This is a genomic window from Roseibium sp. LAB1, from assembly GCF_054658235.1.
The window spans coordinates 1-14,443 of sequence record NZ_BAAGIB010000005.1; the positions used below are offsets into that span (position 1 = coordinate 1).

The 14,443-nt window shown below is 59.1% G+C and carries 11 protein-coding genes and 1 pseudogene; 9 read left to right on the forward strand and 3 right to left on the reverse strand.

Going from position 1 to position 14,443, the window contains the following annotated elements:
- A partial coding sequence (locus ACYQ54_RS24710) for a cation transporter (protein ID WP_460087264.1) occupies positions 1 to 263 on the reverse strand: 263 nt, incomplete at its 3' end.
- A 161-nt stretch (positions 264 to 424) separates the two neighbouring features.
- Here ACYQ54_RS24710 and ACYQ54_RS24715 point away from each other — a divergent pair.
- Together ACYQ54_RS24715 and ACYQ54_RS24720 are read left to right on the forward strand one after the other, a co-directional pair.
- Positions 425 to 631, forward strand: a complete 207-nt coding sequence (locus ACYQ54_RS24715) for a heavy-metal-associated domain-containing protein (RefSeq protein ID WP_055661043.1) — start codon at positions 425 to 427, stop codon at positions 629 to 631.
- A gap of 66 nt (positions 632 to 697) precedes the next feature.
- Positions 698 to 2,014, forward strand: a complete 1,317-nt coding sequence (locus ACYQ54_RS24720) for an APC family permease (RefSeq protein WP_460087265.1) — start codon at positions 698 to 700, stop codon at positions 2,012 to 2,014.
- Positions 2,015 to 2,245: 231 nt separating this feature from the next.
- Here the strand turns inward: ACYQ54_RS24720 and ACYQ54_RS24725 are convergent, their stop codons facing one another.
- A complete protein-coding gene (locus tag ACYQ54_RS24725) occupies positions 2,246 to 2,845 on the reverse strand; it encodes a hypothetical protein (RefSeq protein WP_460087267.1) in 600 nt (199 codons plus the stop codon).
- A gap of 52 nt (positions 2,846 to 2,897) precedes the next feature.
- Between ACYQ54_RS24725 and ACYQ54_RS24730 the strand changes: the two genes are divergently transcribed.
- On the forward strand, positions 2,898 to 3,437 hold the full coding sequence (locus ACYQ54_RS24730; RefSeq protein WP_460087268.1) for a Crp/Fnr family transcriptional regulator: 540 nt from the start codon (positions 2,898 to 2,900) through the stop codon (positions 3,435 to 3,437).
- Between the two features lie 34 nt (positions 3,438 to 3,471).
- Here the strand turns inward: ACYQ54_RS24730 and ACYQ54_RS24735 are convergent, their stop codons facing one another.
- On the reverse strand, positions 3,472 to 6,120 hold the full coding sequence (locus tag ACYQ54_RS24735) for a cation-translocating P-type ATPase (protein ID WP_460087270.1): 2,649 nt from the start codon (positions 6,118 to 6,120) through the stop codon (positions 3,472 to 3,474).
- Between the two features lie 316 nt (positions 6,121 to 6,436).
- Here ACYQ54_RS24735 and ACYQ54_RS24740 point away from each other — a divergent pair, with 316 nt between their 5' ends.
- The 6 genes and pseudogenes from ACYQ54_RS24740 (at position 6,437) to ACYQ54_RS24765 (ending at position 14,315) form a co-directional block, all read left to right on the forward strand.
- Positions 6,437 to 7,279 (forward strand): universal stress protein, encoded by an 843-nt coding sequence (locus tag ACYQ54_RS24740; RefSeq protein ID WP_460087272.1) that lies wholly within the window; start codon positions 6,437 to 6,439, stop codon positions 7,277 to 7,279.
- A gap of 263 nt (positions 7,280 to 7,542) precedes the next feature.
- A pseudogene (locus ACYQ54_RS24745) lies at positions 7,543 to 8,302 on the forward strand (IS6 family transposase).
- A 199-nt stretch (positions 8,303 to 8,501) separates the two neighbouring features.
- On the forward strand, positions 8,502 to 10,184 hold the full coding sequence (locus tag ACYQ54_RS24750) for a sensor histidine kinase (RefSeq protein WP_460087273.1): 1,683 nt from the start codon (positions 8,502 to 8,504) through the stop codon (positions 10,182 to 10,184).
- Positions 10,181 to 11,509, forward strand: a complete 1,329-nt coding sequence (locus ACYQ54_RS24755; RefSeq protein ID WP_148582499.1) for a sigma-54-dependent transcriptional regulator — start codon at positions 10,181 to 10,183, stop codon at positions 11,507 to 11,509. The genes ACYQ54_RS24750 and ACYQ54_RS24755 overlap by 4 nt, the downstream gene beginning before the upstream one ends.
- Entirely contained in the window at positions 11,506 to 12,741 is a 1,236-nt protein-coding gene (locus tag ACYQ54_RS24760) for an ABC transporter substrate-binding protein (protein WP_460087276.1), read from the forward strand. Before ACYQ54_RS24755 ends, ACYQ54_RS24760 begins: the two co-directional genes overlap by 4 nt.
- Before the next feature lie 248 nt (positions 12,742 to 12,989).
- Positions 12,990 to 14,315 carry an ABC transporter substrate-binding protein gene (locus tag ACYQ54_RS24765; protein WP_460087277.1) on the forward strand — a complete coding sequence of 442 codons (1,326 nt, stop codon included), beginning with the start codon at positions 12,990 to 12,992 and terminating at the stop codon, positions 14,313 to 14,315.
- Positions 14,316 to 14,443: the final 128 nt, after the last annotated feature.

Below are 14,443 nucleotides of genomic sequence, written 5' to 3' on the forward strand. Positions count from 1 at the left end.
CGTCCGACACAAGAGGCACAGGACATGGACTGAATAGTCAGCGTGACCGTCTGCGTTCGCGCCGGATAGCCGAGATCGTCAAGCTTGGCGACAGCCGCCGCGATCCTGTCGGGGGCGGCTGTAAATTGCGCGCTTTCAGTTGCCAGGTTCACACCGACATCTTCGAGACCCTCAACAGACACGAGCCCACGCTCGACGCGTCCGACACAGGATGCGCATGACATACCCTGAACCGACAGGGAGATTTTCTGATGGCCAGACAAGGGTCCAACTCCGGCATGAATTGTTCGATTTTCCTCAAATGAGGCTTCCAGTCACTGGAAGGTCAAGGATCGTTCAAGATATTTTTCAAACTTTTTTCTTCTTGACCCTCCAGCCGCTGGAACCGGGAAAAACAGAAAATCGATCAACTACGGAGCCAATCATGAAGTTTAGCGTTCCAGATATGAGCTGTGGTCATTGCAAGGCAACCATCGGCAAGTCCATCGAGCAGGCGGACGGTTCTGCCCAGGTCGAATTCGACATGGCGAACAGGACCGTGACTGTGACGAGCGCCCGGTCCGCACAGGAAATCGCAGGCGTTCTCAAGGAGGCCGGCTACAGTTCCGAACTGTTGCAGCAAACCCCGTGAGGGAGTGAACGTCATTCCGGATCGCTTGACCGGAGCGTTCGGCAACCTGTTTTGACGGAGATCGGTATGTCATCCGACTACAAGAAAAACAGCCTGACACTCTTCGATGCGATCGCCATGGGGACCGGTGTCATGATCGGTGCGGGCATTCTCGCCCTCACCGGTCAGATTGCCGAACTGGCCGGTCCTCTTTTCCCTTTCGTCTTCATATCCGGCGCCGTCGTTACCGCCTTCAGCGCCTACACCTACATCAAGATGTCCAATGCCTATCCATCTGCGGGTGGCATCGGCATGATCCTGCAGAAAGCCTATGGCCCGACCGCAATAACCGCAGGGGCTGCGCTTCTGATGGCTCTTTCCATGGTCATCAATGAAAGTCTGGTCGCGCGTACCTTCGCAAGCTACCTCCTGCGCGGCCTCGACCTGCCGCCTTCCGGCTGGCTTCTTCCCGCCATCAGCGTCAGCGTCATCCTGTTCGCCTTTCTCATCAACATTTCTGGCAACAGGTCGATAGGGCTCTTTTCAACCATCATGGCTGCGTTGAAGGTCGGTGGTATCGCGCTGTTCGGCTTCGCCGCACTTTGGGCTGGCGGATTTTCGTTTGAAGCGACCGGGGAGGGGACAGATCTCGGAGGATTGTCGGGGTTCATTGCCTCGACCGCGCTGGCAATTCTTGCCTTCAAGGGCTTCACGACGATTACCAACAGCGGTGCAGAGATCACGGATCCGCATCACAACGTGGGCAGGGCAATCGTGGCGGCAATCAGCATCTGTATCCTTGTCTACCTGCTGGTGGCCTTCGCGGTCGGTTCAAGTCTGCCGCTGGAGAAAATCATCGAGGCAAAGGACTACGCGCTGGCAGAAGCTGCCAAGCCCACCCTGGGATCGGTCGGCTTCTACCTGACGGTAGCCCTGGCACTCGTGGCAACCAGTTCCGGCCTGATCGCCAGCATGTTTGCAGTGTCCCGGATGCTTGCCATGCTGACCGAAATGAAACTGATCCCCCATAGCCATTTCGGCATGCCGGGCGTGATCCGGGATCATACGCTGGTCTACACCGTGTTTGTCGCCGCCTTGCTGGCCGTCTTCTTCGATCTCAGCCAGATCGCATCACTTGGTGCGTTCTTCTATCTCGTCATGGACATCATCATCCATTGGGGAGTGTTCTGGCATTTGCGTTCAGATGTTGCTGCCCGAGGCTGGATTCTACTGATCGCAATCGGTCTGGATGCCGTCGTCCTCGCCGCTTTCGCGATGCTGAAGTTGCAGCACGACCCGGCGATTGTAGCCTATGCCATCGCCGGCATTATCGTTGTCTTCCTGTTCGTGAAGGCATTTCTGCATTTCAACCCGCCGGACGCCGAGGAAGAGCATTCGCACTAACCGGAATGCCTCTCATACCAACACCGGCACCCATTTTCAGGATATCGCGCGATGTTTTCATCCATTGTTCTGCTGGGCGGCACCGGCGACGTAGGTCGCCGGGTGGTCAACCTCTTGAACGAAAAAACGGATTGCCGGATCTATCTGGCCTCAAGGAACGGCGGCCTTGTCCTCGATACATCCGCGTCTCCCGCATATGTTTCGGCTCTTGAACCCAATTCACGACCGGGGTCAGTGATGGGGCGATTGGCCGGACGCCAGTGCGAGATGGTGTTCCTGATGATGCGCTCCCAGTGTCATCACGCCGATAAACCCGAGCCCCGAGAGCTTCTGCAGGTCTGAGGGCTTACTGACGTAAACCGACAGAATTGCGCCGCCGGGCACTTCCGCCACTTCATAGCGGAAACCACGGGTTCCGTTCATGGTGGCGGCATGGGCCGTCAACATCCGCCTGATCGAGTTGGTGACATCGCCGTCTCCCGTCACGGTAAACCGGTAACCATCCTCGACCGGCAAGGTTTTTACATGTGCCCGCAAGGTGACGTTGTCCATGTCGGCAAGATGGTTCCGTAGTGCTTCGATATCGACCCTGGACCAGTCTGTTTCAGGATCTGCTTCAAGGATCGCCACGATTTCCTGAATTGCCGCGAAAGCGGACTGCCCCGGTTCACGCGGAACCGCTTTAGCGGATGATGGTTTGGTGCCATGTGCCGCATGCTGCGCGGCAGAATGGTCATGATGCTGGGTTGTCTGGGGCTGGGGCTCGGTCTGGGCCAGGACCGGAGCGCTGCACACAATGGCGGCGGTCAGGGCAAGAATGTACCGGCTCATGGTTTCTCCTTTGCTTTGCGTCCCATCTTGCCTGAGGAACTAAAATCAGAACATGATAGCTATCATGTCGATGGATATTCCCGCCTTCTTTGAAACGTCTGGAACCTTTGAGCGCCGGGTGCCGGCGGGAGCGTATCTGTTCCATCAGAACAGCATGGTGGAGAACCTGTTTCTGGTGACCGCTGGTGAAATTCAGCTCGTCCGCCACCAGACAGGGGGAGCCGCACTCGTTCTACAACGCGCTTTTCCAGGTGCAGTCGTGGCTGAAGCCTCTGCTTTTGCCGAAACTTATCACTGCGACGCGATCGTCCGATCAGATGCCTCCGTACGTGGGATCTCCAGGCAACGCTTCCTTGACCTTTTTCGCACTGACCCAAAACTGGCAGAAGCCTGGGCGGCACGGCTTGCCCGCGAAGTACAGACAACTCGCCTGAAGAGCGAAATTCTGGCCCTCAGAACAGTCGCGGAACGTCTGGATGCCTGGCTCGCCTGGCACAGCACATTGCCGCCGAAAGGTGAATGGCATCAGATTGCCCGACAGATTGCCGTCAGCCCGGAAGCCCTCTACCGCGAAATCGCAAAGCGATCGTAAGAGTAAGAGCTATTCCATCGCATGAAAGCTCAACTTACCTCAACTCGCTGTTGCGTGCCGCGAAGCTTATCCAGGTCTGTCCGAGAACCAATGGCAGAAAACTCATCGCGCCAGCGACCAGAAGTCCCGTCAGTCCTGGCCATGGCAATGCCAGAAGCGCTGACAGATCCGTATTCAGTAGTGCCATTGCGACAAGTGAGAGGCACATCGAGATAGCACCCCAGACATAACCATTGCGAAGGACATCGCTTTTCCAGAACGGGCCTGTTGCGGCACGCATGTTGAAGACGTTCCAGAGCTGTGACAGTGCCAGCGTCAGAAAGGTAACCGTGATGGCCCTTTTCGTTTCCAGGCCAAGCAGAAACAACGCGATGACAAATGCAGCAAGCGTCGAAAACGTAATCGCGCAACCGAGATAACCGATCAACATCCAGCGGGACCCGTCGACGATAGGCTCACCGGGGTCCCGTGGCGGGCGCTGCATCACCCCGTCTTCACCCTTTCCGAGCCCCAGGGCAAAGGCGGGGAAGACATCGGTCACCAGGTTGAGGAACAGGATCTGAAGTGGCAGGAGCGGGACAGGCAGGCCGACGCCAACCGCAATGCCAACAATCAACACCTCGCTTACGTTGCAGGACATCAGATAAACGACGAATTTGCGGATATTCTCGAAAATGATCCTGCCCTGGCGCATTGCGGCGATGATTGTCGCGAAGTCGTCGTCCTTCAGGACAATGTCGGACGCTTCACGGGCAACCTGTGTGCCGCGCTTGCCCATCGCAATTCCGATATCCGCTTTCTTGAGCGCCGGAGCGTCGTTGACGCCGTCGCCCGTCATGGCGACCACATGTCCGCCATCCTGAAAGAGTGAAACCAGGTTCAGCTTGGTGTCGGGTGCCACCCTTGCAAAGACATCGGTCGCCATGAGCTGTTCGCGCTGCTCCGCCGTCGCCTGTGCCATGTCGATCCCGCTTAACTCATGGCCGGACAGCACTTTCAGGCCGGACCTTCCGATACCTGCGTCCTGTGCGATCTTTGCCGCGGTCTCGGCAAGGTCACCGGTCATCATCACAACTCGGACACCCGCCTGCTGACTGGCCCTGATTGCTCCTGGAACGTCTTCCCTTATCGGATCAAGAAAGCAGACCAGTGCGACCAGCGTCAGACCTTCATAGGGATCTTCAGAAGGTGTTGCTGCCGTTTTGAAGGCAAGGGCAAGGAGACGCTGTCCGCATCGGGCTGCCTCTTCCTGACGGCCGCGCCACGCGGCACGGTCCGCATCCGTGAAGGCACGGGTGCCTTCGGTTCCAAGAACCTCTGATGCCGCGTTCAGGACGGCTTCCGGAGCGCCCTTGACGGCATAGAGAAAGTGGCCATCACCATGATGGACCGTCGCCATCATCTTGCGCTGCGGAGTGAAGGCGTACTGTTCTGCCGGCTTCATTGTCTGCAGCAGACGAGATCTTGCAAGACCTGCGGCAGATGCAGTGGCCAGCAACGATATCTCCATCGGATCACCGATCCGCACTTCATTTGGACCATCTGAATATTCCGCCGAATTGCACAGCGCACCAATCCTGAGAGCGACAGCAAGGCTCTCCGTGGAAGCTGGTTCGATGTCCTGGCCTTCTGAACAAAAGCGAATGCCGGTGCCTTCATGCAGAATGTCGATATCCGCGCTGTCGAGAAGATAACGGACGGCCGTCATCCGGTTTTCCGTCAAGGTTCCGGTCTTGTCGGTCAGGATCAGTGTCGTCGCCCCTAGCGTCTCTACAGCCGACAGTTCGGTGACGAGCGCGTTGCGGGCCGCCATGCGCCACATGCCCCTGGCCAGGCACAACGTCGCCACGATCGGCAGACCTTCCGGAATGGCGGCAACCGCAAGTGCAATACCGGTTTTCAGCATCTCTGACAGAGGATGGCCCCAGAGAATGCCTGCCATGATCGTGAGCGCCGCAAGCACCAGCGTCAGCCAGACCAACTTCTGCCCCAGTCTGTCCAGCCTCCTTTCGAGGGGAGAAATTTCGGCGTCGGCCTGCTGCGCAAGAGCACTGATCCGGCCGAGTTCCGTCGACATGCCGGTGGCAACAACGATGCCTTCGCCAAGCCCCTGAGTGACCGCTGTTCCGCTGAAAGCCATGTTGAAGCGTTCGGCAAGCACCGTGTCTTCGGCCATTTTGGAAGTCTGCTTTTCAACCGGAGCGCTTTCCCCGGTCAGTAAGGACTCATCGCAATGAAGATCGGAAGCCGCCGTGAGCCGAAGGTCAGCCGTGACGACATCTCCTGCCTCAAGGATCACGATGTCTCCAGGGACCAGCGCCGTTGCCTCGATCTCAAGCACCTTGCCGCCTCGGCGCACACGGGACTGCGTCGTGGTGATCCGCAACAGTGCTTCCATCGACCGGGCTGCGCGCAACTCGGTGAAGAACCCGATGGCCCCGTTCAGAACCAGGACGATCGAAATCGCGATCGCGTCCGCGAAGTCGCCCAGAAGCAGAGACATGAAAACGGCAGCTGCAAGAAGCCAGACGATGATGCTCGCAAATTGATGGGCAAAGATTGCGAACGCGCTCTTGGTTTTCAGCTCGCGAAACTTGTTGATGCCGTAACGCCGTCGACGCCTGACAACTTCTTCATCGCCGAGCCCCGTTATGAGGTGAACCGAAAGCTCCTGAGCAATCACTTCAGTGTCGATTGCGAAGGGAGTGTCGATGCTGGTTTGGTGCAAACGGTTCAGGGCTAATGGATCCGTCGAGGCAGCGGCAACTTGGCCGTTCAAGATAAGATGAGAATGCTGAATACGCTTGTATCACGGACGAATTCTCGCGGGTGGAACGCGGCACGCCAAGTCGGGACCAATGCTTATTCAAACCGGAACACCCTGCCGACTGGCTACGTAGTCACCACCAGTTTGCCTCTCAATCGTTTTCCCGGACAATGCAGATCATGCCATGTACGACGCGCGCCCACGCAGGCGAACAGGGGAGGGAGCCGGTACGATGACCTACAAGACGATACTCGCAATCACGGAACTTGATGTCTCCACGGAAACCGTCGGAAAGGCTGTCACGGTAGCGAGGGCTTTTGACGCTCATCTCACAGTGTTACCGATCGGTGAAGTCCCGCATCTGCCGTTCTACGGATCTGGCGGGCACGGATACATCGAAATCTGGGCGAAGGAATTCGACCAGCGAAAGATCGAGCTGACATCCCTTGCGTCCCGCGTAGAAGCACAGCTTGAACGGGAAGGTATCTCTTTCGACGTCCGGCCAAGCCTGTCTTCTACCGCTCGCCAAGACAATCTTGTTGCCCGCCATGCCATCTATTGTGATCTGGCTGTTGTCCTGCGCTCCGTGGAGCAAGAGCTCAATACCATCGAAAAGAATGCGATCGATGGAGCGCTGTTCGATTCCGGCCGGCCCGTGCTTTATGTTCCCAATTCCTTCAAGGCCGACCACATTGGCACAAAAGTGGCTATCGCCTGGAATTCGCGGCGGGAAGCCGCCCGTGCCGTTTCCGAATCGCTGCCGTTTCTGATGTCAGCCGAGGAAATCACGCTGCTGCTGGTTGACCCGGTCGTCGGCGACAATGATCACGGGGAAGACCCTGGCAGCGATATCGCAACGGTCCTTGCCCGCCACGGTCTCGGCATTTCCGTTCAAAGTGTGGCATCCGCCGACAGGCCAGTGTCCGAAGCCTTGCTGGACAGTGTGCGCGAACTGGGAGCCGACCTTCTGGTAATGGGAGCCTATGGCCATTCACGCCTGCGGGAGAACATTCTGGGAGGCACAACACGGGAAATGCTGGAGCAAACCGTCGTCCCCTTGTTGCTGTCGCGCTGACCGACGCAGCAGAAAGGCAGGCACCCAGGATGTGCTGCGAGCCAGATTGCCACACCCAGTCAGGCAACCTTGGCAGATCCTGGCTGTTCCTCAGGGGACCGGTGTGACCTTGTGACTGCCAATGTAAATGCAAACAAGGTCTTTAAAGCCGCCACATGGCAGCGAGATGCCTCGCGGTCAGGCGGGGCTGATTGGGGTTGCCAGGCCTGTCCGGGGGGATGGCGCTGCGATGTTGAAAGGTTCGCTGTCGGTCCGGACGGACGTTGACCTCTGTTGGTTCAGCCCGTGATTTTCCACGCCTTAAGGGCTTTCGTTTTCCTCGTTCGATCATTTCCTACGCGGTTTGGGCCTACCATCGCTTTGCGTTGAGTAAGGCAGATGTTGAAGATATCCTGGTGGAGCGGGGTATTGGTGTCAGCCGTGAAACGATCCACAAATGGGTGAACCGGTTTGGTGGGCACTTCGCGCGCTGCACTCGCCGGGACAGACCAAAGCCCAATACCAAATGGCATCTGGATGAAGCCGCGATCGTCATTGGCGGAGTGAAATACTGGCTTTGGCGAGCAATTGACGGCGATGGAGATGTGCTCGATATCCTGGTTCAGCCCCGCCGGAATCCCAAGGCTGCCAGACGTTTCTTAAATGCGCTGGTCACGCAATTCGGCGAGCCCAGGGTCGTGGTGCCCCCTCTCGTGAATTGCATGCGCAATGCACTGCCGGGCAAGGGACAAGCTGCGCAGCTACATCAAGCCCATTCAGGCCCTTGCTCCAGATGCCGATCATCGCGCTCACAAGGGGCTGAACAACAGGATTGAGAATGCCCATCGTCCGACCCGGAAACGGGAGAAGATCATGGGCCGTTTCAAGTCGCCTCGGCAAGCTCAACGGTTTCTATCCGCCCACGATCAGATCAACACGGTCTTCCGGCCGCGCCGGTACATACAGTCCGCGCCATCATATCAGCATGCGAGAGCAGATGCGTTCTACCTATGGCAGGACTACACCGCTGAGATGAACGCCTGAAATCCGTCCAAAACGGGCCCCCACTGGCGGATCCAAACAAGCTGGCGATGCCCTCCAGATCGCAGTAACTCGGTGAATACCGCAGATACCAGGACACAGCCTGAAAGGTATGAGCGGTTTCCGCTCAAAAATCAGAGCCGTGCAATAGGAAGCCGGTCTGATCTGGCATAATCTGATCGGCGGGAGGACAGGCAGTTTGATGCCATTCAGAGCCAAAAGGCTCAATCTGGCGAGGAGGTATCTCTGGGGTGCAGTTGTTGCGGCCCTGATTCCGCTCGTCCTGATCGCGACGCTTTATGACCGCTACAGCGCCAACCTGATCGACAATCTCGTCACCAACCGTGTGAATGCTCACCTGGAAGGGGCGGCGGTCCAGATGAGCAACTTCATGGCCGTTCAGGTCAACAAGCTGGAGAGCATCGTCGACCTTCCCGACACAACCGACTTCTTTCTCGAGCCGGATGGCAATTCGATCTCGCCCCTGATGCGGGATTTCCTGTTGCTGGAAGTCGAAAGCCCGGATGTCTATGCCATCGAACTGTCCCGGGTCTCCGGCGAAACCGTCGCAACGGTACCAAGGAACCGCGCAAGGGAAGAGCCTGCGGACCTGACCACGCTACCGCTGGTTCAGCATGGTCTGGTTGAGGTGCTTGGCCCGGTCCTGCCCGAAAACGGGCGTCCCGGCTGGTTCCTGATCCGCATGCCCGTCCTGTTCAACCAGAAACAGATCGGCATGGTTTCGCTCCGTATGCGGCTGGCCTCACTTACGGAACTGGCCGCGCAGCTCGTCGAACCCGGTGTCTACCAGCCGCAGATCGTCGTGTTCGACAGGGAGCGTCTGACACCAGTCGGAACCCGTGCCGAGGAAACGGACATTTTCGCCCGCTCCCGCCAGTTCCTGCCGGGATGGCGTATCCAGCTGGTCGATGGCGGGGGCGATCTGGAGGAGCCACGGAATCGCATCCGGTATGTCCTCCTGATCGCGGCAATCGTTTCCGCTCTCGGGCTGGTCATCCTCTTTTTCATGATGTCCCAAAAGCTTGCCGGTTACCTGCTTCCGCTGAATGAGGGCGCCCAGGCGATCGCCAACGGCAATTTCGGCGTTTCCGTTTCGGAAGACGGACCGGGTGAACTGGGGTCGCTGGCACGTTCCTACAACCGTATGCGCGAACAGCTTGAAAACCTGATCACCTCGCGGGTCGAGGTCGAAAGGCGCGCCGCGCTGGGAGGCATGGCGGCGGGGATCGCCCACGAGATCCGCAATCCGCTGGCGACTGTGGTGACGACCGTTCACGGGCTGAAACGGAATGAGCAGGACACGGAACGGCAGAAGATGTTCGAGGTGATCTCCTCGGAAATCACGCGCGTCGACAAGACCATCGGCGAGTTCCTGAACTATGCCAAGCCCAGTCCGCCGGTGCGCGAGCCGGTCCTGATCCGGGAAGCCTTCCGTACCATCCGGACGCTGCTGGCGACGACCGCGCACGAGAAGAATATCGTCATCGATCTCTCGGGCGAGTCCAGTCTGCAGATTGAGATGGACCGTGCGCATTTCAGCCAGATCCTCCTGAACCTGACCCTCAACGGGATCGACGCAATGCCCGACGGCGGTCATCTTCAGCTGCGCGCGTATCGCGACGACGGCAAGGTCGTCGTGAGTGTAGCAGACGATGGAACGGGCATGGATGCGGAGACCAGGTCCAAGGTGCTCCGTCCCTTCTTCACGACCCGGGGCAAGGGCTCCGGGCTCGGCCTGCCCGTCACCAAGCAGCTGGTGGAGACGAACGGCGGCCAGATGTTCATCGAGAGCGAGGCCGGTCACGGCACGACGGTCATTCTTGTTTTTCCGAAACACGATGCGGCACAGGAGAGGCCGGCATGAACAGACCCAATGTCCTGATCATCGACGACGAGATCAACCTGACACGCTCGCTGGCCTTCACCCTCCGGCAAGCGGGCATGGACTGCCAGGAAGCGCATAACGGCCATATCGGCTGCCGGATTGCTCAGCGGGAGACGCCCGATATCGTGCTTCTCGACGTGCGCATGCCCGGCATGGGGGGGCTGGAGGTTCTCGACTGGTTCACCACGGAACTGCCCGGCGTTCCCGTCATCATGATGTCCGCGCTCGACGACACCCACGATGCGGTGACGGCCATCAAGATGGGGGCCGTGGACTATGTGTCCAAGCCATTCGATGTTGACGAGCTGATCCACCTTCTCAACGAGACGGAGTCCCGCCGCCAGCTTGATTCCGAGGTCCGTTACCTGCGTCAGCAATCCACCGAGTTCGATTTCATCGGTGGATATGCGGGCATTGCAAAGCTCCGCCACGAGATAGAGCAGATCGCGGCGAGCAATGCTCCGACCGTTTTTCTCTCCGGTGAAACAGGTGTCGGCAAGGCCGTGGTCGCCCGTGAGCTGCACAAGCGCGGCAGCGGTGTGGACGCGCCTTTTGTGGAGGTGAATTGCGCGACGCTGCCGGTCCGGCAAATCGATGCCGAGCTGTTCGGCGCCGAAAAGGCAAACGGTGCGGCCTTGCGCAGACGGGGCCTTGTCGAGATCGCCCATGGCGGCACGCTGTTCCTCGACGAGATCGGCGAGATGCCGTTGGAGATCCAGGCCAAGCTGCTGCATTTCCTGGAAACGCATTCCTACCGGCTGGCCGGCAGCAACCGGGAGCATCACGCCGATGTGCGGGTCGTCGCGGCCACAAACAAGGACCTTGCCACGGCGGTCAACGAGGGCACGTTCCGGCAGGACCTTTTCTTCAGGCTGAATGCCGTGCCAATCACCATTCCGCCGCTGCGCGAACGGGAAAAGGACGTCGAGCTTCTGGCAGCGCATTTCGCGGCGAAATATGCCCGGTCGTCCGCGGTCATGCCGATCGGCTTCGACAAGGCGACACGCGCCTTCTTCCAGTCCTATGACTGGCCCGGAAATGTCCGCGAATTGAAGAACCTCGTCGAACGACTGTCGATCCTCTATCCGGGCAGGACGGTGACGGCCGATCTCCTGCCTGCGGAATTCAAATCCGTCGAGCCCAAGACGGCTCTTTCCATCGAGCAGTCGATGGAGAATGTCGAACGAGACCTGATCCGCGACGCGCTCATGCGCTGCAAGGGCAAGAAGGGGCTGGCCGCGGACCGGCTCGGCATTTCCCGTCACGCGCTGAAGCGCAAGATGCAGCGGCTGGGGATTGCATGAAGACCGTCGCCATTTTCCGGGCCATTCTGTTCTGTCTTTTTCTGGGTGGCCCGGCCGCCGCAGACGAGCCTCTCCGGGTGAAGGCCGGCTGTCTCTATCCGTTGACGGGGCCGGGTGCGCTTTACGGCCGCGACAGCGCGGTCGCCATCAAGCTCGCACAGCAGCATCTGAAAACCCTGGAAGCGTTCGGGTATCCGCAAGTCGAGGTGCTGATCGAGGACACGCGCTCGAAATCCCTCCGCTCTCTCCAGATCGCCCGGCGGCTGGTCGACGAGGACAGGGTCGATTTTCTCTGCGGCGTGGTCAATTCCAGTGTCGCGCGCGCCGTCTCGGAGTTTGCCCGCGACGCCGGGGTCTTCTTCATCGGCACCGACCACGCCTCGCCGACGCTGACCAGCGAGGATCTGCATCCCTTCTATTTCCGCGTCAGCAACGACACGCGCCAGTCGATGCGCGCCGGGGCCAAGTTCATTCAGGAAACCTATGGAGGACGCAAGGACCCGATCAGGATCGCGTTCATCGGTCCGGACTACGAATACGGCTACCAGGCCTGGGACGATCTGCGAACCTTCCTGTCACAGCAGAATCTCGACTTCGAGATTACGGGCGAATACTGGCCGAAGGTCTTTGAGACCGACTTCACCCCGTATATCCAGCAGCTCATGGCGACGCCAACCGATATCGTCGTCAACGGCCAGTGGGGACTCGATTTCGTGACCTTCGTCAAGCAGGCGAAACAGCTGGACCTGTTCGACCGGATCCAGTTCATGAATTTCGACGCAGGCGGCAATTACGAGGTGCTGGCAGAACTTGAAAACGACATGCCCCTCGGCCTTGTTCTCTCGGCGCGGCATCACATCAACTGGCCACCGACGGACCGCAACCGATCCTTCGTGGAGGCCTTTCGGGAAGAGGCCGGGCGCTATCCGAGCTATGCGGCTGAGGGCGCTTATGCCGGCGTGCTGGCCATTGCCGAAGCCGTGCGCCTCGCGGGCGGCACCGACGACCGGAACAAGCTTCGCGAGAAGCTTGAAACGCTGACGCTGAGCCTGCCGGAAGACCCTGAGGGTTTCCGCTCGAAAATGGATCCGGACAGTCACCAGGTGCTGCAGGTCCAGGCCATCGGCAAGACGGTCTATGACAACAGCTACGCACCGGCGAAAGTGATGCTGGGCGATTGGCGGATCTATTATCCCCCGGAGACCTGGCCGGTCCTTGACGACGGCAGGTAGTGGGCCCGATTTCACGATATGAGCGCTCTCCGCGCATGATCCCGGCCCAATGAGCGCCTACCGCTCATTTACCGTTCCACGATCCATGGTTTTCCGCCCGTTTCCACTGAAAACTCCAGGACATGCGCTGCAAGGCGCATTGGGAGGAAAATCGCATCACCGAACAGGAAGGCAGGCACCGGGTGCCAGCCAACCGCGTGCATGCGGCTGTCTTTCCCTTTGAAAGATCAAGTGGAGGAGAACTGATCATGGCATCAGGCAAGCAGGCTGCGCCGTCGAGCGCAATCCGGAAATCAAGACACATTCTCATGACGGCAACGACCCTCGGACTGGCATCGATGATTGCCGCGGTCGCGCCTGCACAGGCCGAGGAGGGATCCGTCAAGATAGGCTTTGTGACCTTCCTGTCCGGCGGGGCGGCGGGTCCCTTCGGCGTCCCTGCGCGCAATGCTGCCGAACTGATGATCGAGGCCATCAACGCGGGCTCCGTACCGGCCCCCTATGCCAGCACCGGTCTGGCGGGAAAATCGATCGACCCGATCTTCGTTGACGAAAACTCCAAGCAGAAGAACGCCGACTATCAGAAGCTCGTCGAAAAGGACGAGGTCGACATGGTCCTTGGCTACATCTCTTCCAGCAGCTGCAAGGCCATCGCGCCGGAAGCGGAGAAGGCGCAGAAGCTGACGATCCTATTTGATTGCGGCACGCCGCAGATCTTCGAGGAGATTGTCACCGATCCGCAATACACGTTCCGCACCGGCGCCCATGCCACCATGGACAATGTTGCCGCGGCCCGTTACCTCGCCGACACCGGCGCGAAGACCGGATCCTATGCCGGGATCAACCAGAATTACGCCTTCGGGCAGGACTCCTGGCGCGACTTTTCCGCCTCCATGGCGCAGATCGACAGTAATGCCACGATCGCGGCCGAGCAGTTTCCGAAAATCTATGCCGGACAATACGGATCGGAGATATCAGCTCTCTTGACCTCGAAACCCGATGTCGTTCATTCCAGCTTCTGGGGCGGCGACATGGAGGCCTTTGTCATCCAGGGATCCGCTCGCGGCATCTTCGAACGCGCCAAGGTGGTGCTGACAACCGGCGAAACGGCGATGCATCGCCTCGGCGCGCAAATGCCGGACGGCACGATCATCGGCGCACGCGGGCCCCATGGCGACCTGGCCCCGGAATCCGAACTGAACGACTGGTTCCGCAAGGCCTATTACGACCGGTTCGGCACCCTGCCAACCTATCCTTCCTACAAGATGTCGCAGGCCCTTCTGGGTGTTAAGGCGGCAGCAGACAAGGCAGGCAGCACGGATCAGGATGCGGTCATCGGTGCCCTGAAAGGCCTGGAATGGGAAGGCCCGAGCGGCAAGGTGTCCATGGCTCTGGCCAACGGTCACCAGGCGATCCAGGGAACCGCCTACGGCACCTACGAATTCGACAAGGAGACCGGCAAGGCAAGCCTCGTCGACATCGTTCGCTATGACGCCGAGTGTGTTAACCCACCTGCCGGCATGAACTCCATCGACTGGATCAACAGCGGGTTCGAAGGCGCCAAGTGCGACTAGCCGTCAGGCACTTGCGTCAGAGGTGTCCTCAGGCATCTAGCCCGATCCTCTGACACATTGCCGGGTCCCACACATCGCATTGCGGCGGGACCCGGTCTTTCCCGGCAGCCGGAGCACCCGGAGGCCAC

Coding starts and splice junctions, on each gene's coding strand:
- ACYQ54_RS24715 (WP_055661043.1), top strand. CDS start 425: ATGAAGTTTAGCGTTCCAGATATGAGCTGTGGTCATTGCAAGGCAACC.
- ACYQ54_RS24720 (WP_460087265.1), top strand. CDS start 698: ATGTCATCCGACTACAAGAAAAACAGCCTGACACTCTTCGATGCGATC.
- ACYQ54_RS24725 (WP_460087267.1), bottom strand. CDS start 2,845: ATGAGCCGGTACATTCTTGCCCTGACCGCCGCCATTGTGTGCAGCGCT.
- ACYQ54_RS24730 (WP_460087268.1), top strand. CDS start 2,898: ATGATAGCTATCATGTCGATGGATATTCCCGCCTTCTTTGAAACGTCT.
- ACYQ54_RS24740 (WP_460087272.1), top strand. CDS start 6,437: ATGACCTACAAGACGATACTCGCAATCACGGAACTTGATGTCTCCACG.
- ACYQ54_RS24750 (WP_460087273.1), top strand. CDS start 8,502: ATGCCATTCAGAGCCAAAAGGCTCAATCTGGCGAGGAGGTATCTCTGG.
- ACYQ54_RS24755 (WP_148582499.1), top strand. CDS start 10,181: ATGAACAGACCCAATGTCCTGATCATCGACGACGAGATCAACCTGACA.
- ACYQ54_RS24760 (WP_460087276.1), top strand. CDS start 11,506: ATGAAGACCGTCGCCATTTTCCGGGCCATTCTGTTCTGTCTTTTTCTG.
- ACYQ54_RS24765 (WP_460087277.1), top strand. CDS start 12,990: ATGGCATCAGGCAAGCAGGCTGCGCCGTCGAGCGCAATCCGGAAATCA.